10 protein-coding genes are annotated in these 17,488 nt (G+C 67.4%); 2 read left to right on the forward strand and 8 right to left on the reverse strand.

All coding sequences use genetic code 11. The features are described from left to right. Positions 1-22: 22 nt before the first annotated feature. Positions 23-4,534, reverse strand: coding sequence for a glutamate synthase large subunit (gene gltB, locus O3139_RS03965; protein ID WP_269515627.1), 4,512 nt, complete (start codon positions 4,532-4,534; stop codon positions 23-25). Continuing rightward, the gene (locus O3139_RS03970; protein WP_269515628.1) at positions 4,531-5,961 is read right to left on the reverse strand and encodes an NAD(P)-dependent oxidoreductase; all 1,431 of its coding nucleotides are present in this window, start codon (positions 5,959-5,961) and stop codon (positions 4,531-4,533) included. The genes gltB and O3139_RS03970 overlap by 4 nt, the downstream gene beginning before the upstream one ends. 368 nt (positions 5,962-6,329) lie before the next feature. Between O3139_RS03970 and O3139_RS03975 the strand changes: the two genes are divergently transcribed. Further along, entirely contained in the window at positions 6,330-8,276 is a 1,947-nt protein-coding gene (locus tag O3139_RS03975) for a peptide MFS transporter (RefSeq protein ID WP_269515630.1), read from the forward strand. A 42-nt stretch (positions 8,277-8,318) separates the two neighbouring features. Here O3139_RS03975 and O3139_RS03980 read toward each other — a convergent pair whose 3' ends face one another. Together O3139_RS03980 and O3139_RS03985 are read right to left on the reverse strand one after the other, a co-directional pair. Then, positions 8,319-10,370: a TonB-dependent receptor plug domain-containing protein gene (locus O3139_RS03980; protein ID WP_269515631.1), complete on the reverse strand. Its 2,052-nt coding sequence runs from the start codon at positions 10,368-10,370 to the stop codon at positions 8,319-8,321. 123 nt (positions 10,371-10,493) lie between these two features. Further along, a complete protein-coding gene (locus O3139_RS03985) occupies positions 10,494-12,548 on the reverse strand; it encodes a TonB-dependent receptor plug domain-containing protein (RefSeq protein WP_269515632.1) in 2,055 nt (684 codons plus the stop codon). 277 nt (positions 12,549-12,825) lie between these two features. On the opposite strand from O3139_RS03985, the gene O3139_RS03990 reads away from it, so the two are divergent. Beyond that, on the forward strand, positions 12,826-13,761 hold the full coding sequence (locus tag O3139_RS03990) for a TraB/GumN family protein (protein ID WP_269515633.1): 936 nt from the start codon (positions 12,826-12,828) through the stop codon (positions 13,759-13,761). A 112-nt stretch (positions 13,762-13,873) separates the two neighbouring features. On the opposite strand, the gene tldD is transcribed toward O3139_RS03990, so the two are convergent. The 4 genes from tldD to O3139_RS04010 form a co-directional block, all read right to left on the reverse strand. Further along, positions 13,874-15,304 carry a metalloprotease TldD gene (gene tldD, locus O3139_RS03995; protein WP_269515634.1) on the reverse strand — a complete coding sequence of 477 codons (1,431 nt, stop codon included), beginning with the start codon at positions 15,302-15,304 and terminating at the stop codon, positions 13,874-13,876. A 213-nt stretch (positions 15,305-15,517) separates the two neighbouring features. Beyond that, the gene (locus tag O3139_RS04000; RefSeq protein WP_269515635.1) at positions 15,518-16,306 is read right to left on the reverse strand and encodes a GIN domain-containing protein; all 789 of its coding nucleotides are present in this window, start codon (positions 16,304-16,306) and stop codon (positions 15,518-15,520) included. After that, positions 16,303-16,893 (reverse strand): DUF1700 domain-containing protein, encoded by a 591-nt coding sequence (locus O3139_RS04005; protein ID WP_269515636.1) that lies wholly within the window; start codon positions 16,891-16,893, stop codon positions 16,303-16,305. Before O3139_RS04005 ends, O3139_RS04000 begins: the two co-directional genes overlap by 4 nt. Next, a complete protein-coding gene (locus O3139_RS04010; RefSeq protein ID WP_269515637.1) occupies positions 16,890-17,246 on the reverse strand; it encodes a PadR family transcriptional regulator in 357 nt (118 codons plus the stop codon). Before O3139_RS04010 ends, O3139_RS04005 begins: the two co-directional genes overlap by 4 nt. Positions 17,247-17,488 lie beyond the last annotated feature (242 nt).

Raw genomic sequence — 17,488 nt, forward strand, 5'->3', positions numbered from 1 at the left:
GGGAGCTAGAGGTGAACGGCGATCATGCGGGGACCGCTTCGCCATGGTCAAGTTTGCGCTCCGCCTCGGCCACAGGGGTCGGGACGATGCGGACAAAGCGTTTGACGCTGTCCGACCAGGCTGAGAGCAAGCGCCGCGCGAGGGGCGATCCGGTTGCGGCTCCATGCGCCTCGATCAGGGCCTTCAGACGCTCGGCCGCCGCTGCCGTCACCGGGGCGAATGAGGCGAGGTCGCCGTTGAGCGCCAGCCCCGTGCGACCCGCCTCGTCGAGCACGAACAGCTCGCCGCCCGACATCCCGGCCGCCAGGTTCCAGCCGACCGGACCCAGGATCGCGACCCGCCCACCGGTCATATATTCGCAGGCATGGGCCCCGGCCCCTTCGACCACGGCCTCGGCCCCCGAGTTCCGCACCGCGAAACGCTCGCCCGCCGAACCGGCCACGAACAGGCGGCCGGAGGTAGCGCCATACAGCGTGGTGTTGCCGACGGCCGGCTGGTGCTCGCGCCATTCGATCGGCCGAACCACGATATCGGCACCCGACAGCCCCTTGCCGACGTAGTCATTGGCTTCGCCGGTCAGTTCCAGTTTCAGCCCCTTTGCCCCGAAGGCGCCGAAGGACTGGCCGGCCGATCCCTGCAGCTTCAGGGTCAGGACGCCGGTCGGCCCGGTCGGACCCCAGCGGCGGACGATGGCGGAGGATACGCTGGCGCCGATCGTGCGCATGACGTTGGAGATCGGATAGGTCAGTTCGGACGTCTGGCCACGATCCAGGAAGGCCCAGGCATCGTTGAGGACGCGGGCGTCGAGCGTTTCCGGGACTTCGGCGCGGCCTTTTTCCGCCCACAGCTTCTTCTCGGCCGCCTCGACGCGCACCAGCAGGGGGTTCAGGTCGAGGTCGTCCAGATGCGCCCCGCCGCGCCGGACCTGACGCAGCAGGTCGGTACGCCCGACGATCTCGTCCAGCGACCGCGCGCCCAGCATGGCCAGGTATTCGCGGACCTCCTCGGCGATGAAGCTGAACAGGTTGACGACCTTGTCCGCCGTGCCGGTGAATTTCTCGCGCAGGCGCGGGTCCTGGGAGCAGACGCCGACGGGACAGGTGTTGGAATGGCACTGGCGCACCATCAGACAGCCCATGGCGATCAGCGACGCGGTGCCGATGTTGAACTCTTCCGCCCCCAGAATGGCGGCGATGACGATGTCGCGGCCGGTCCTCATGCCGCCGTCGGCGCGGACCACGACGTGGCTGCGCAGGTTGTTCAGGCTGAGCACCTGATGGGTTTCGGCCAGGCCGATCTCCCACGGCAGGCCGGCGTGCTTGATCGAGGACTGGGGCGAGGCGCCGGTGCCGCCGTTGTGGCCGGCGATCAGGATGCAGTCGGCCTTGGCCTTGGCCACACCGGAGGCGATGGCCCCGATGCCGGAGGCGCTGACCAGTTTGACCGTCACCCGGGCGTCGGGGTTGATCGACTTCAGATCGTAGATCAGCTGGGCCAGATCCTCGATCGAATAGATGTCGTGGTGCGGCGGCGGGCTGATCAGGGTCGTGCCCGGCGTCGAATGGCGCATCCGGGCGATGAACTCGGTGACCTTGAAGCCAGGCAACTGGCCCCCCTCGCCGGGCTTGGCGCCCTGGGCGATCTTGATCTCGATCTCCCGGCACTGGTTCAGGTATTCGGCGGTGACGCCGAACCGGCCCGAGGCGATCTGCTTGACCGCCGAGTTCATGTTGTCGCCGTCGGGTCGGGTCGCGTAGCGCTCCGGATCCTCTCCGCCCTCGCCCGAGACCGAGCGGGCCCCGATGCGGTTCATGGCGATGTTCAGCACGCCGTGCGCCTCGGGGCTGAGGGCGCCCAGAGACATGCCGGGTGTCAGGAACCGCTTTCGGATATCCGAGACGGATTCGACCTCGTACACGGGAACGGGCTTCAGCCCCTCGCGCCAGTCGAGCAGGTCGCGGGGGGCCAGGTCGGGCTGGTCGCGGACGGCATCGGAATACTGTTTGAAGCGCTTGTAGTCGCCCCGGTTGCAGGCGTCCTGCAGCAGGTGGATGACTTTGGCCTCATAGGCGTGGGCTTCCTGGCCCGCACGGATGCGGAAGAAGCCGCCGATGGCGGGCGAGGGTGTGGTCTCCGTCCAGGCGGCGGTGTGGCGCTGGATCGCGGCGCGCTCCAGACCGGCCAGGCCGATGCCGGAGATGCGCGACGGGGCACCGGGAAAGAACTCGGCCGTGACGGCACGCGACAGGCCCAGAACCTCGAACTCGCAACCGCCGCGGTAGGCGGAGATGACGCTGATGCCCTTGCGCGCCAGGGTCTTCATCAGGCCGGCTTCCAGTGCGGCCTTGTAGTTCAGGCAGGCATCGCGAAGGGCAAGGCCGGGATAGGCCCCGCGATCCAGACGCTCCTGGAACATCTCCTGCGCCAGCCAGGGGTTGATGGCCGTGGCCCCGACGCCCACGAGGACGGCAAACCCGTGCGGGTCCAGCACCTCGGACGAGCGCACGACGATGGAGACGAAGCTGCGCAGTCCCTTGTCCGTCAGCCGGCCATGGACCCCGGCCGTGGCCAGGATCATGGGCACGGACAGGCGGCTTTCCGATGCCCGTTCATCGGTGACGACGATCAGGCCGCAACCGCCACGAACCGCTTCCTCGGCCTCGTCCTTGATGCGGTCGAGGGCGGCGCGCAGGCCCGCGCCGGGGCGGTCGCCTTCGGCCGGGAGGGGATAGGAACAGTCGATCACCACGGTCGAACCGGCGCCGACGACGTCCAGCATCCGTTCGTACATGCCGGTGGTCAGCACGGGGCTGTCCAGCACGAAGACGTTGGTCTGGGCCTCCTCCTCGGCGAGGATGTTGCCGAGGTTCTTGAAGCGGGTCTTCAGGCTCATCGCCCCGGCTTCGCGCAAGGGATCGATGGGCGGGTTGGTGACCTGGCTGAAGTTCTGCCGGAAATAGTGGGCCAGGGGCCGGGGCAGGGCAGACAGCACCGCCGGGGGCGCATCGTCGCCCATGGAGCCGACCGCCTCCTTGCCGTCCTTGATCATCGGATCGAGCAGCAGGTCGAGGTCCTCGCGGGAAAAGCCGGCGGCGATCTGCCGGCGGGTCAGGGCCTCGCCGGTGGCGGCGCGGGGCTCGGGTCCGGGGCCGATCAGCGGCTCCAGATCGACCATGTTCTCGAGCCACTCCGTATACGGATGATCGGCCGCGAGGGCGTCGATGGCCTGGGTCTCGTCCAGCACGACGCCCGCCTTCAGATCGGCGACGATCATCCGGCCGGGACCAATGGGCAGACGCCGCTTGATGCGGCTTTCCGGCAGTCCGGCGAGGCCGGCCTCTGACCCGGCCAGCAGCAGGCCGTCGTGGGTCTCCATGGCGCGCAGGGGGCGCAGGCCGTTGCGGTCCTTGCCGCAGACGATGAACCGCCCGTCGGTGGCGCAGATGGCGGCGGGGCCGTCCCACGGCTCCATCACCGCATTGCAATAGGCGTACAGCGCCCGGTGTTCGGCCTTCATCAGGCCCTCGTCGCGGGCCCAGGCCTCGGGAATCAGGAGAGCCTTGGCCATGGGTGCCGGGCGGCCGGCGCGAACCAGAACCTCGAAGACGTTGTCGAGCGATGCGGAATCGGACCCGCCCGGCTGGACCACCGGCTTGACGTCGCCGTCATGCTCGCCGAACGCCTGGGCCGTCATGCGGATCTCGTGCGATCGCATCCAGTTCAGATTGCCCTTCAGCGTATTGATCTCGCCGTTGTGGGCCAGCATCCGGAACGGCTGGGCCAGTCGCCATTCGGGGAAGGTGTTGGTCGAATAGCGCTGGTGGAAGATGGCGTAGGCGGACTGGAAGGTGGGGTCCAGCAGGTCGGGATACAGCTGATCCAGCAGCTCGGCCCGGACCATGCCCTTGTAGATCAGTGACCGCGCCGACAGCGAGCAGATGTAGAAGCCCGGCACGCTCTCGGCGATGACCGCGCTCTCGATGCGCCGACGGATCAGATAGAGCTCGCGCTCCAGCGCCTCGGTATCGTCAATCAGATCGGCCGGGGCGGCCAGCATGATCTGCTCGATCTCGGGGCGCGTCGCATCGGCCTTCGAGCCCACGACGGCCAGGTCGATCGGGGTCTGGCGCCAGCCGTAGATCGTGAAACCGGCCCGCAGGACCTCGGTCTCGACGATGGCGCGGGCGCGGTCCTGAGCCCCCAGATCCGTGCGGGGCAGGAAGATCTGGCCGATGGCGATCGGGCCGGGCCGCAGGGTCTGGCCGATGACGCGGACCTGTTCGGCGAAGAAGGCCTGGGGGGCCTCGACCATCAGGCCGGCCCCGTCGCCCGACAGGCCGTCGGGATCGACCGCACCCCGGTGGGCGACATTCTTCAGCGACTTGATGGCCAGCTCGACCACCTCGCGGCGCGGCACACCGTCGATGGCGGCGACCAGGCCGACCCCGCACGCATCCTTCTCCGACGCCGGTTCATAGGCATGGGCGTCGATCAGCCGCTGCCGGTCCTGTTGGTATCGGGTCAGCCAGGTCATGCGGCCTGCTCCTGGGTGCGGGCCTTCAGATAACGATCGATCTCGGCGGCAGCGTCCTGGCCATCGCGCACGGCCCAGACGACCAGCGAGGCTCCGCGCACGGCATCGCCCGCCGCATAGACGCCGGGCAGGCTGGTGGCGAAGCCGGACCGCGCGGTGGCCACCGTGTTCCATTCGGTCAGGCTGAGTTCGTCGTGATGGGCGGCGAAATCCTCCGGCTCGAAGCCCAGCGCCTCGATGACGAGGTCGGCCTTCAGGTCGAAATCGGCCCCCGGAACCGGCACAATCTCGCGGCGCTTGCCGAACTCGGGTTCCGACAGGGCCATGCGCGCCGCGCGGACGGCCGAGACCGAACCGTCGCGGCTCATCAGGGCCTTGGGCGCGCCCAGCCATTCGAAATGGATCCCCTCTTCCTCCGCATTCAGGACCTCGCGGGCCGAGCCGGGCATGTTCTCGCGGTCGCGGCGGTACAGGCAGGTGACGCTCTCGGCCCCCTGGCGGATGGCGGTGCGGACGCAGTCCATCGCCGTGTCGCCGCCGCCGATGACGACGACGTTGCGACCGCGCGCATGATGTCCGGTGGCGTCGTCCGCCTCGCCCAGGTCGCGGCGGTTCTGGTGGATCAGGAAGTCCAGGGCGGGGAGGGTGTCGCCGGGGCCCGCACCCGGAACCTGCAGCGCCCGGGCCTGATAGACGCCCATGGCCAACAGGACCGCGTCGTGCCTTTCGCGCAGTTCGGTCAGAGTGACGTCCGTTCCGACGTTGCAGTGGGTGACGAAGGTCACACCGCCGTCGATCAGGCGATCGATCCGGCGCTGGACGACCCGCTTCTCCAGCTTGAAGCCGGGGATGCCATAGATCAGCAGGCCACCCGGGCGGTCATGGCGGTCGTAGACGGTGACCTGATAACCCTGCTCGCGCAGGCGGTCGGCGGCGGCCATGCCGGCGGGGCCGGCCCCGACGATGCCGACGCTCTCGGGGCGCTCATGCAGGGGACGGATCGGCTCGACCCAGCCGTTGTCGAAGGCGGTGTCGCCGATGAAGGCCTCGACAGAGCCGATGGTCACGGCCTCCCAGCCCGACTGGTTCAGGGTGCAGGAGCCCTCGCACAGCCGGTCCTGTGGACAGATACGGCCGCAGATCTCGGGCATGGTCGAGGTGGCGGAGGCGATCTTCCAGGCCTCGCGCAGTTCGTTCTCTGCCGACAGGCCCAGCCAGTCGGGGATGTTGTTCTGCAACGGGCAGGCGGTCTGGCAGAAGGGCACGCCGCAGTCGGTGCAGCGCCCGGCCTGGACCTCCAGGTTTTCGGTCGTCGGCTTGACGATGATCTCGCCGAAGTCCTGCACGCGCACGGACGCCTCCGCCTTGGGCAGGCGGCGCGGTTGAACGACGAACCCGGTGGGTCCGGTGGGGCCTTTCTGTTGCATGGCAACATATAACGACAGGCGAGGCCGTCAGCGCAAATGATTTCCCTATCGGGCGAGTGTGGCTTCATCAGACAGCACGGAACGTGCGACGATACGCCGAAAGTTGCGATTTCTTCTCATTATGCCTTTGGGCGGAGTCGTGGGCACTCCTGATCGGCACCGCCTGATCCCTTGGCCCGCGCCCGCCCTGCGCAGCGGTCGTGACGGTTTCATTACCCATAAGGCTTGTCCGGCCTTGCCCGCCGTGCTGCTTATGCCGCAACGATGCGCCGGGACAGGCACCTGGATGGGAGTGAAGCGTTGATCAGGACTTCTCCGACGGGCGCGCCCCGTCTGCGACAGCAAGGGCGATGGACGGAGGTCACGCGGTGAATCTCGTCATCATTCTGGGCATCATCGTCACCCTGGTCACCGGTATCCCGGTTCTGCTCCAGATCCTCAAGAACCACCCCAAGGGGCTGATCACCTGCTTCTTCGCCGAGATGTGGGAACGGTTTTCCTTCTACGGCATGCGGGGTCTGCTGATCTTCTATCTAACCCAGCATTTCCTCTTCGACGACCAGTTCGCGACCGGCCAGTACGGCACCTACGGTTCGCTGGTCTATCTGCTGCCCCTGCTCGGCGGCATCGTCGCGGACCGCTACATCGGCACGCGCAAGGCCATAATCTTCGGCGCCATCCTTCTCGTCATGGGCCATGGGCTGATGGCCTATGAGGGCAATCCCGCGCGTCAAACCTTGGCCATCGGTGGTCAGAACTACGCCGTCTCTGTCGAGGGTCGAGGCGCCGAGCGCGTCACCGAGATCAACATCGCCGGCCAGAACTACGCCTATAGCGAAGGCGAGACGGGCCTCGCCATCGCCGGCCTGCCCGCCGATGCCGCCGTCCCCGCCAATGTGCCGACCGGCCAGTACGAGATGCAGGTCCAACGCGATCCGATGGGCGTGAACGCCTTCTATCTGGCCCTGTCGCTGATCATCATGGGGGTCGGCTTCTTGAAGCCGAACATCTCCACCCTGGTCGGACAGCTCTATACCCAGGGGGACCCACGCCGGGATTCCGGCTTCACCCTGTATTACTACGGCATCAACCTCGGCTCGTTCTGGGCGGCGGTGCTGTGCGGATATCTGGGCCAGACGTTCGGTTGGGGCTGGGGCTTCGGCCTCGCGGGACTCGGCATGCTTGGAGGCCTGATCGTCTTCGTGCTCGGCAAGGGTCTCCTGGAAGGCAAGGGCGAAAGCCCCTTCCCCGAGTTGATCAGGAAACCGGTGGTGGGGCCGATCAACCGCGAATGGCTGATCTACATTCTCGGCGCGGCGGCGGTGATCCCGATGATGTTCATCGCTCGCAGCCACGAAACGGTCGGCTACGGCCTGATCGCGGCCACCCTGGCGGCGCTCGCCTATGTGACCTGGTTCATCGTCGCCAAGCTGAAGGGCGACAAGGTCGCGCGCGAGCGGATGATGTTGGCCATGGTGCTGGTGTTCGGCTCGGCGGTGTTTTTCACCCTGTTCGAACAGGCGGGTTCCTCGCTGAACCTGTTCGCCGAGCGCAACGTCGACCTGGCCGTCACTGCCAGTGCCGGCACCTTCCTGGGCATTCCCTATGGCTCGCCGGAACAGCTGGCCGCCGCCGGGATCGTCCCCGCCAACTGGTGGAGCTGGATCGACACCTCCCTGACGGCGTCGCAGACCCAGTCGTTCAACGCGGGCTTCATCCTGATCTTCGCGCCGGTGTTCGCAGCCCTTTGGGTCTTCCTGGCCAAGCGCCGGATGGATCCGAATCCGGTGGTGAAGTTCGGCCTCGGGATCATCCAGGTCGGTCTGGGCTTCCTGGTCGTGGTCTGGGGTGCCAACTCGGGCATGGTGGACGACGCGTTCCGCACCCCGCTGGTGCTCCTGGCCATCCTCTATCTGCTGCACACCCTGGGCGAGCTGTTCCTGTCGCCGGTGGGTCTGTCGGAGATCACCAAGCTGTCGGTGCCTTCGATCGTCAGCTTCATGATGGCGGTCTGGTTTATGGCCTCGTCGATCGCTCACTTCCTGGGTGGTATCATCGCGGGCCTCGCCGGGACCGAGACGGTCAGTGGAGAGGTGACCAATCCGCAGGCCGCGCTGCAGAGCTCGCTCGATTCGTTCAACACGATCGGATGGGTCGGCGTCGGCATCGGCGTGGCCTTCATCCTGGCCAGCTTTTTCATCGCGAAATGGTCGAACGGGGTGAATGATCCGAATAACCATCCCGGGCCGACGCCGACCGATCGCGGTCAGGAGGACGGCAACATCGCCGCCCCGCAGACCTCGACCCCGGGCTGAGGGTCACAGGGGCGGCGTATCGCACGCCGCCCCTGTTTGCCGTCAGAACGTCCGGCGCGCCTGCAGGAAGACGAACGGCCCCTGGCGCGTGCCCCTGTCCTCCCGGAAGGCCAGCGGTGAACTGTTCCGCGGCCCGGAATAGACGAAGCGGGTGCGTCGGCGTTCCAGATCGCTGGCATTGCCCGCGTCGAACCGCAGCGTCAGCTCGGGGCGCGGCTTCCACTGGACGAAGAAGGTCAGGTCTGGATCGGTCTCCAGGCGGCGGACCTCGCGGATCCGGTACTGGAATGAGTCGTCCAGATTGCAGCCATGGTGACCGCCATAGGACCATCGGCCGCCGCGCAGGTCCTGATCGAAGCTGACCCCGCAGCCATTGGCCAGCTGGCTGCTGAACCGCCGCGCCTCTCCCGTCAGGGGATCGATCACGCTCGACTGGTTCCAGCTGTAGCGCGCATGAAAGCGGGCATTGGCGAGGCCGAACCGGTCCAGCGGCAGGGCCAGCTGCACCTGCTGGAAATCGGAGGTTCCCGTCCCGACGTTGCCCACGGCCTCGAACCCGCCGACCAGGGGAATGACGTCGACGATGTCTTCCCACTTGCGGTGCGATGCCGTCAGGGTCAGGACGCCCTCGCCCCAGAACCGGCGCTCGTAGACGCCCTCGACGACCCAGCTCTTCTCGGGCTCCAGTTCGGGATTGCCGCCCTCGACCTGGTTCAGATCGACGTCGGCCGAGGCGACGAAGTCCTCGAAATCCAGCTGCCCGACCTCGCGCTCCAGCCGCAGCCGGATCTGGTGATCGGGGATCGGCGTCCAGGTCAGCTGCACGCGCGGCTTGGGATAGACGAAGGTCCGGGACCGGTCGCTGTCGCCCGATTGACGGATCTCGGACACCTCCACCCGCAATGCCGCCTCGACCGTCAGGCTGGCCCGGGGCCGCCAGGTCGCCTGGCCGAACGCCTCGCCCCGCAGTTCCTCCACCCTGACCGACGCCGAGGGCAGGGGAACCGGCACGCCGTTCTCGGCATAGGTCGTTGTGCTGTCGAGGAAGTTGTAGGCCGCCTCGCCGCCGCCCTCCCAGGCCCAGCGGTCGTTCGGCCGAAAGCGAAGGACGGCGCGGGCGATGCTTTCGCCCGATGTCGAATCGGACCCGAAGTCGGCCCCTCCACTCGCCGTACGCGATCCCGACAGACTGTCCTCGGTCTCATAGGTCTGCAGGCCGATCAGCTCGATCTCGGCGCGCTCGCCCAGCGGCCGCGACCAGTTGGCCCCGACCTCGCCATTGGCGCTGCTGTAATCGCCGGTGCTCAGCTCGTCGCTGCCGAATCCCGACAGGATATGGGTGTCGATCGAACTGGCCATGTCGAACCAGTTGCCCAGGGCGTTGATCCGCAGTTTGCCGCCACTGACCCGCGCCTGCCAGGCCACGGTCCCCTCTACGCTTCTGTATCGGTCCCACAGGTCCAGGTCCGCGTCCTGGGTCAGGGCCCCGGCCGCGTCGAAGCGCCGACGATAGCCCGTCGCCGTCTGGCCCGTGCGGTCCGCGCCGGCGCTGAACGAGGCTTCCAGCTGGTCGTCGCCCTCGCGGCGCGACCACGATCCCTTCAGCAGCGGCCCCAGATAGCCGTCCGGATACAGGTAGCTGTTGACCTCGATCACCCGCTCGATCTGGACTGTGCGTTTCAGCACGACATTGGCGATGACGGCCCGACCCTGCATGTCGATGCCGGGTGCCCCACCCCGGATCAGCTCGATCCGTTCCACGCTGTCGGCCGAGATGCGGCGAAGGATCGCGTCCAGATCCTCGCTCTTGGTCGCGGGGCGATCGCCGTCGATCAGCACATTGCCCGCGGCACCCGCGAAACCGCGCGTGTCGTTGTCGCCGCTGTCGAGGCCGAAGCCGGGCAGGCGACCGATCATGTCCAGCGCGGTGTTCGGCCCGGAGCTGGCAAAGAAGTCCGGCGTGAAGATCAGGACGCCTTGCGGTGGCGTGTCCCCGACCGTTGCCGGCTCCGCTGGACCGGGTGTCTGGGCACCCGCCGGTATCGGAACCGCGAGGACTGCCGTCGTGGCGAGCAGAAGGGCTCGAATCAACATGGTACGCGCACCCCCGCCCCCAGGATCGGCTGGCCGGGTCCGCCTACAACGACAGGGGCAACCAGAGGATTAAATCTGTGTCAGGGTCGCCAGCGACCGGCGCATCGGCCGCTGCTCCTCCGATCAGAAGGTCTTCTTCAGGGTGATCTGGTAGAAGGTGTTGGGGTCGATATCGCGGGTCTCGGTGAAGGCCACGGGCCGCCCGCCGGTGCGGCTGGCATAGACGGTGCGCTCGACGTTGAAGTCATTCCAGATCGTCACCTGGGCCCGGATCGAGAGGGACGGCGTCGGCTTGTATTCGACGAAGCCCTGGAAATAGTCGTCACCGTTGAAGCCGGAGGTCTGGTCCGGGTCGTAGGAATACTCCCCAAGCGAGGCCAGGAAGGTGGCCGCCCAGTTGATCTTCCAGCTGGTGATGTCCTGGCTGATCGTGAACCCGGGCTGCGACGCACGAACACCCGAGATGGGCCGCGTCCTGCCCGTCGTCGGATCGGTGACCTCGGTCTTGTTCCAGGTGTTGTCGAAGGTGAACTGGCCACCGGAGAACCCCGTCCAGTCCAGCGGCAGCGAGATGTTGACCGCCAGCTGGTCCAGCGTGCCGTCGCCGATGTTGCCGGTGGCCGACAGGTCGTTCGGCAGCGGCAGGCGGTCGATGACGCCGGTGATCTCGTCGTGGCGATAGCCGACCGAGACGATGCCGTCGCCCAGGAACCGGCGCTCATAGACCAGTTCGGTGACCCAGCGCTGTTCGGGCTCCAGGTCGACATTGCCACCGAAGACATTGTCGTCGTCCAGCTCGGCCGAGGCGGCGAAGTCGCCGAAATCCAGCTGGCCGACTTCACGCTCGAAGCGGAAGCGGACCTGGTTGTTGGCCATGGGTGTCCAGGTCGCCTGGAAGCGCGGCTTGGCGAAGTAGAAGGATTTCTCCTGATCGGCGTCGCCCGACTGGGTGATGGTGGAGGCTTCCAGACGGATTCCGCCTTCCAGGGTCAGGTCGGGCCGGACGCGCCACGTCGCCTTGGTGAAGGCCTCGCCCCGCGTCTCCTCGACCTTGACCGAGGCCGACGGCAAGGCCACGGGTGTGCCGCCGACCGTGAAGGCCTGATCGGTCTCCAGCATGTTGTAGGCCACCTCGGCTCCACCCTCGATCGTCATCGACGGCGACCGTTCCCAGCGCAGCAGGGAGCGCAGGATGGTCTCGGACGCATTGCCGACCGAGGTGAACCGCTGTTCGGGGCTGGCGACGCCTGCGATCACGCTGCTCGATACCGCGGTGTCGTCGAAGTCGCTCCATTCACGGATGAACCGCGTCTCGCTGGTCAGGCCGGTGCGGACGGGACGGGTATAGACAGCGCCCACCTCGCCGCTGGTGCCTTCGTCGCTGAAGCTGTTGTCGCGACGCACGCCGGGCGCGCTCTGCAGGCTGAAGTTGCGATAGTCGTTCTGGCCGATGCGGGCCGTCAGGTCGATCTTGCCGCCCAGAAAGGCGTCGGCATAGTTGCCGCGAATGGACTGGCCGCCGCCCTGCTGGTCATTGACGTAGGACTCGTCGCGCAGAATGGCACCACTGGCATCGCGGCGGACGACGCGGCCGGGACCGTTGGCATCGCTGATGCTGACGCCGTCGGACAGGGTGATGCCCCACGACCGGTCCCCATCCTTGGCCGTGAACTGGTAGTTGCCGTTGTAGGCATCCTGCCCGCCGTCGAACAGGAAGGCATTCCACGTCAGCACGGACTGGCGGCTGGACTGGCTTTTTGTGATGACGTTCACGACCACGGAATAGCCCTGCATGTCGATGCCGGGGGCCCCGCCGCGAACCAGTTCGATGCGCTCGACCTGTGTCGCCAGGGTGCGGCTGAGGACGGACGATCCGCTGTCGTTCTTGGATGCCGGGCGGGCCCCGTTGATCAGGATGTTGCCGACCGCCCCTTCGAACCCGCGCGATCCGTCACCGTCCTGGGCCGAGAACCCCGGCACGCGGCTGACCATGTCCAGGGCCGTATTGGGTCGATAGTCGGTGAAGAAGTCGGGCGTGAAGACCAGGACGCCCTGCTGCCCGGCCTCGGCGACCGGGGCTGCCGTCTGGGCCGATGGCGTGGGCGGGACGGTCTGGGCCTGCGCCACGCCGGCACCCAACAGGGCGGCCGTGGTGGCCAAAAGGATCGTCTTCGTCATCGGCTGGGGTGCCCCCTCGTTTGCGAGGGCAGGTTTGGCGATGCCGTGGATCGATCTCCAGTTACAAGACGGACAGGTGGATTAAATCGAATACAGAATTACAGGACCGTAATGCACTCCGATATTTGAGAACCCGGTTTGTTCGAGAAACGATCCAGTGTTCCTTGCAGGCGCGGACTGTATAGCGGCGGCCGCGTTTGTCGGCCGGCGGGCCCTGTGGCCATGCTGATGCCACAAGGCGCTGCAAGCGTCACAGGGCGTCGTGAGGGAGTCGTCGATGATTCGTGGTCTGGCCCTTGGCCTGTTGCTGATGTGTGCTGCCGTGCCCGCCGTGGCCCAGGACGCGGATCAGGTCGATGACATTATCGTCGTGGCCCGCCGGTCCCAGACGCCGATCTGGGAAGTCAGTCGGGGCGACCGGTCCCTGATCCTGGTCGGCAATATCCGGGGACTGCCTCGCGGTTTCGAATGGAGCCCGTCGGGGCTGGAGGCGGCGACCGCGCGGGCGGACCGAATCCTGTATCCGCCCGTGGGCCGGGTCTCGGCCTCCGATCTGGTTCGCGTGCTGTGGCGGATGCGGACAATCAGCCGACTGCCGGGCGAGACGACCAGCGCCGACTATCTCGATCCGGCCGTGCAGGCGCGGCTGGAGGCCGTCATGGCGGAAGACGGCGACGACTGGCGACGCCAGAGCTTCGTCTTTCTGGGCTTCGACCTGACCCGGGACAAGGCGGGCTATCGACCCGGCGGTGACGATGCCGAAGACGTGGTGCGGCGCGGGGCCCGGCGGGCGCGGATCGAGGGCCAGACGGTGGGAGAGGTGCGAGGCGACGAGATCGTCGACAACCTGATCAACCAGGCACCGCAGGCCTATGCGCCCTGTATCGCCGCGGGCGTCGTGGCGGCGGAGGGCGGGCCGGAGAGTTTCGTCCATCGTGCCGAGGACTGGCGGGCCCTGCGGGTGCCCGAGGTGATCGGGAATCCGCTGGACGTCGCCCTGGGCCAGTGCTGGCCGTGGGGCGATCCGGAGATCGGGCCGCAGTTGAAGGGGCAGTGGCTGACGGCGATCGCCGGTGCCCTGGATCAGCCGGGAACGACCTTGGCGGTGGCACCCTTGCGGCTGCTGGCCGAGCCCGGCGGCGTGCTGGACGGGTTGGAGGCGCAAGGGTTCGATGTGCGCGGGCCGGACTGGAAAACAGGGCAGGCGGACTGAAAAACACCGTCCGACCCGTCCGACCTGTTTACGGCCGTCGGTGGAGGAACAGCGATGTCAAAGACCGGAAGCGGCAAGCGTGACACGTGGCGACGTCAAATTCGGTCGTGACCTAAACGGCCGTCCCCCCCACCGTCAGGCCGCCGATCTTGAGGCTGGGCTGGCCGATGCCGACGGGGACGCCCTGACCCGACTTGCCGCAGACGCCGACGCCGGGGTCGAAGGCGAAGTCGTCGCCGATCATCGAGACATTGGTCAGGGCCGTGGCCCCGTCGCCGATCAGGGTCGCGCCCCGGACCGGTGCTGTGATCCTGCCGTCCTCGATCAGATAGGCCTCGGTGCACTGGAAGACGAACTTGCCGTTGGTGATGTCCACCTGACCGCCACCGAAGTTGGCCGCATACAGACCGCGCTTCGTGCTCGCGATCATGTCCGCCTGCTTGTCCCGGCCACCCTCCATGAAGGTGTTGGTCATGCGGGGCATGGGCATGTGGGCGAAGGACTGGCGGCGACCGTTTCCGGTCGCGCGCTGGCCCAACTGACGCGCCGACAGCCGGTCGTTCATCAGCCCGACCATGATGCCGTCCTCGATCAGGACCGTCCGCGAGGTCGGCGTGCCCTCGTCGTCGACGCTGAGCGAACCCCGACGTCCGGCGATGGAGCCGTCGTCGACCACGGTCACACCGGGGGCGGCCACGCGCTGGCCCATCATGCCGCTGAAGACGGACGAGCCCTTCCTGTGGAAGTCGCCCTCGAAGCCGTGGCCGATGGCCTCGTGCAGCAGGACGCCGGGCCAGCCGGCGGCCAGAACCACGTCCATCTCTCCGGCGGGGCAGTCGACGGCCTCCAGGTTGACCAGCGCCCCGCGCAGCGCCTCGTCCACCTGGGCCTGCCACCGTTCGGGCTGGATCCAGGTCTCGAAGCCGGCGCGGCCACCGGCCCCCGACGACATGGTCTCGCGGCGACCGTCCTTCTCGACCGTGACCGAGACGTTCAGCCGAACGAGGGGCCGCACATCGTTCACCGTCAGACCGTCGGCGCGCAGGATCTCGATGGCGCGACGCTCGCCGACGATGGAGGCGGACACCTGAACCACCCGGGGATCGCGGGCACGGGCCCAGGCGTCGATCTCCTGCAGCAGGGCGATCTTGTCCGAGAAGGCCGGCGAGGCGAGGGGATCGACCGCGTCGTAGAGCTTCTGGTTGGTGGCGCGGGGGCCTTCGGCGGTGATCCCGGCGTGACCGGACCTGGCCAGGGACGCGCTGTCGGCGGCGCGGCGCAGCGCGGCGGCGCTGATCTCATTGGCGTGGGCGTATCCGGCGGTTTCACCGGCGACGACCCGCAGGCCGAAGCCCTCGGTGGCGTCATAGGCGGCGGCCTTCAGGCGACCGTCGTCGAAGACCAGGGATTCGGACTCCGAGCGTTCCAGGAACAGCTCGCCGTCGTCGGCACCGTGGAGGGCCCCCTGAAGGATGGAGAGCGCTTCAGACGGATCGACGCCCGAGGATTCGAGCAGGGGCGGCGGGGGAGTGTGGACGGTCATGGGTGGAAGATAGGGAGGGAAGGCGGCCGCGTCACCATCGGTGTCCTTCTCCCCTTGCGGGAGAAGGTGGCAGCCGCAGGCTGACGGATGAGGGGTAAGGATACGGACGAGCCGTATCCAATCCAGAGTTCCTCGGCCTTCAGACCGGGAGTCACCCCTCATCCGACCTCGCTTCGCTCGGCCACCTTCTCCCGCAAGGGGAGAAGGATCCGATCACCCCACGCTCACGTCACCCGATCCGGAGATGTTCTGGTTCACCGTCGCGGGTCGGGTTGAGACATCGACGTCGCCCGATCCGGAGATCGCGATATCGGCCTTGCCGGTCGGGGCGATGCGGGCATCTCCCGAACCGGCGATGGCGACATTGGCGTCAGTGGCGGACAGGCCCGACAGGTCGGCGTCGCCCGAGCCGGAGATGTCCAGTTCCAGACTGCGGACCCGGCCGCTGGCATAGACGTCGCCGGAACCGGAGATATCGACCGCAAGCGTGTCCTGGTCATAGTCCTTCAGCGTCAGGTCGGCGGAGCCTTCCAGGTTGAAGGTCGAGACGTCCGGGGCCGTGACCACGATATGGACGGCTTCCGAATGGGCCCACATGCCATGGCCGTCGCGGTTGCGGCCGAAGACGACCGTCTCGTGGTTCGGGCCGTCGGCATCGTCGGCGGTCCAGGTCAGGCGGCCGTCGACCAGCCGGACCTTCTCGACCAGGTCGGCCGGGCCGGTGACGGTGACGCCGGCCGTGTCGCCCTGGACGTAGTCGACGTCGGCGGCCAGATCGATCGTCAGGGTGTCGCCGCCGGTCCAAGCGATCTGGCGGGTGATCTCCGGGGTGCGGGTGTCGTCGGCCCGCTGGAAGCGGACGGTGTCGCCGTCCTGGTCCTTGAAGGTCCAGGACCAGCCGTGGCGGGCCATGTCGCGTCCCCCCAGGGCAAAGGCGCCGCCGAGGGACGCCGTGGCCAGGACGAGGCCGGCGGCGGCGATGATGAACAGGGTCCGGATCATGCGGGGTCTCCCACGACTTGGGTGGATTGGGGCTCGAGCGCGGGCTTGAGCAGGCGGTAGTGCAGGCGGGCGAACCAGACGATGCCGTTGACCAGCCAGATGGTGACGATGGCCAGCAGGGCTCCGGCCGATGCGGCCCCGGCCATCAGGCCCAGACCCGCCAGGATGGCGGCGAAGGCTCCGCCCGGCAGGTCGGCGAACGGCCCGGCGACCATGATGGCTCCGCCCGAGACGAACAGGGCGATGACGGCGATGGCGAACCCGAACAGGGTGCCGATCACCCCCATCAGGATGGGCAGCAGGATCAGGATGTCGATGGCCCCCAGGCCCAGGACGGCGAACACGGCCCCGGCGGCGGCTGACGGGTTCTTCTCCTGATGCCAGCGCTGGGCCCCGGCCTCGGCCCGCAGCTCGCGTGCCAGGCGGTCGGGATCCCCCAGGGCCGCGGCGACCTCGGCCTCGGTGCGGCCCGCAGCGGCCCCGTCTGTGAAATGGGTCTCGTAGTCGTTCACGATGTCCGACGCCGTCGAGAGTGGCAGGCCGACCAGCCCCTTCTTCAAACGACTGAGAAATTCGGCGCGGGTCATGCTGCTTCTCCCGGAGCAGGCGCCACGGGCGAATCGTTTGCGACGATCGCATCCACGGCGCGGGTGAAATGGGTCCATTCGGCGGACTGGGCGGCGAGCGCATCGCGGCCGGCCTGGCTGAGCCGATAGTATTTGCGCGACGGGCCCGACGATGATTCGACCAGATAGGTCTCGACCAGGCCATCGGTCTGCATGCGGCGCATGAGCGGATAGATAGTGCCCTCGCCCATGTCGATCGCGTCCGACAGGCGGCTGGCGATCTCGTAGGCATAGCTGTCGGCACGGGCCAGAAGCGCCAGGACACACAGGCCCAGCACCCCCTTCTTCAACTGTATCTCTATGGTTTCGGGCATGTCCGAACACCTCCTTTGATGTCTGGAGGCTATCGCAAGGTATCATGCGCTGCAAGGTAGCTATTCAAACATGACAGCGATTTAACCTGGGGGAGGGTCGATGAAATCCGCCGCCTGCGGCGACGGAACGCGCCCGTATCGCTTGGCAAGGGGGAAGTGACCCGATATGGACCGCGCTTGAAATCGTCGGGCCCCTCCCCGGAGGCCGGGCGGGGCGGCGTTTTCCGTGGCCCATTGGCAGA

This window comes from Brevundimonas subvibrioides (assembly GCF_027271155.1).
In the GTDB taxonomy this organism is placed as follows: Bacteria; Pseudomonadota; Alphaproteobacteria; order Caulobacterales; family Caulobacteraceae; genus Brevundimonas; species Brevundimonas subvibrioides_D.

What these genes read in the sequence shown, in the direction of transcription:
- gltB (WP_269515627.1), bottom strand. Translation starts at nt 4,534, where the DNA reads ATGACCTGGCTGACCCGATACCAACAGGACCGGCAGCGGCTGATCGAC.
- O3139_RS03970 (WP_269515628.1), bottom strand. Translation starts at nt 5,961, where the DNA reads ATGCAACAGAAAGGCCCCACCGGACCCACCGGGTTCGTCGTTCAACCG.
- O3139_RS03980 (WP_269515631.1), bottom strand. Translation starts at nt 10,370, where the DNA reads ATGTTGATTCGAGCCCTTCTGCTCGCCACGACGGCAGTCCTCGCGGTT.
- O3139_RS03985 (WP_269515632.1), bottom strand. Translation starts at nt 12,548, where the DNA reads ATGACGAAGACGATCCTTTTGGCCACCACGGCCGCCCTGTTGGGTGCC.
- O3139_RS03990 (WP_269515633.1), top strand. Translation starts at nt 12,826, where the DNA reads ATGATTCGTGGTCTGGCCCTTGGCCTGTTGCTGATGTGTGCTGCCGTG.
- tldD (WP_269515634.1), bottom strand. Translation starts at nt 15,304, where the DNA reads ATGACCGTCCACACTCCCCCGCCGCCCCTGCTCGAATCCTCGGGCGTC.
- O3139_RS04000 (WP_269515635.1), bottom strand. Translation starts at nt 16,306, where the DNA reads ATGATCCGGACCCTGTTCATCATCGCCGCCGCCGGCCTCGTCCTGGCC.
- O3139_RS04005 (WP_269515636.1), bottom strand. Translation starts at nt 16,893, where the DNA reads ATGACCCGCGCCGAATTTCTCAGTCGTTTGAAGAAGGGGCTGGTCGGC.
- O3139_RS04010 (WP_269515637.1), bottom strand. Translation starts at nt 17,246, where the DNA reads ATGCCCGAAACCATAGAGATACAGTTGAAGAAGGGGGTGCTGGGCCTG.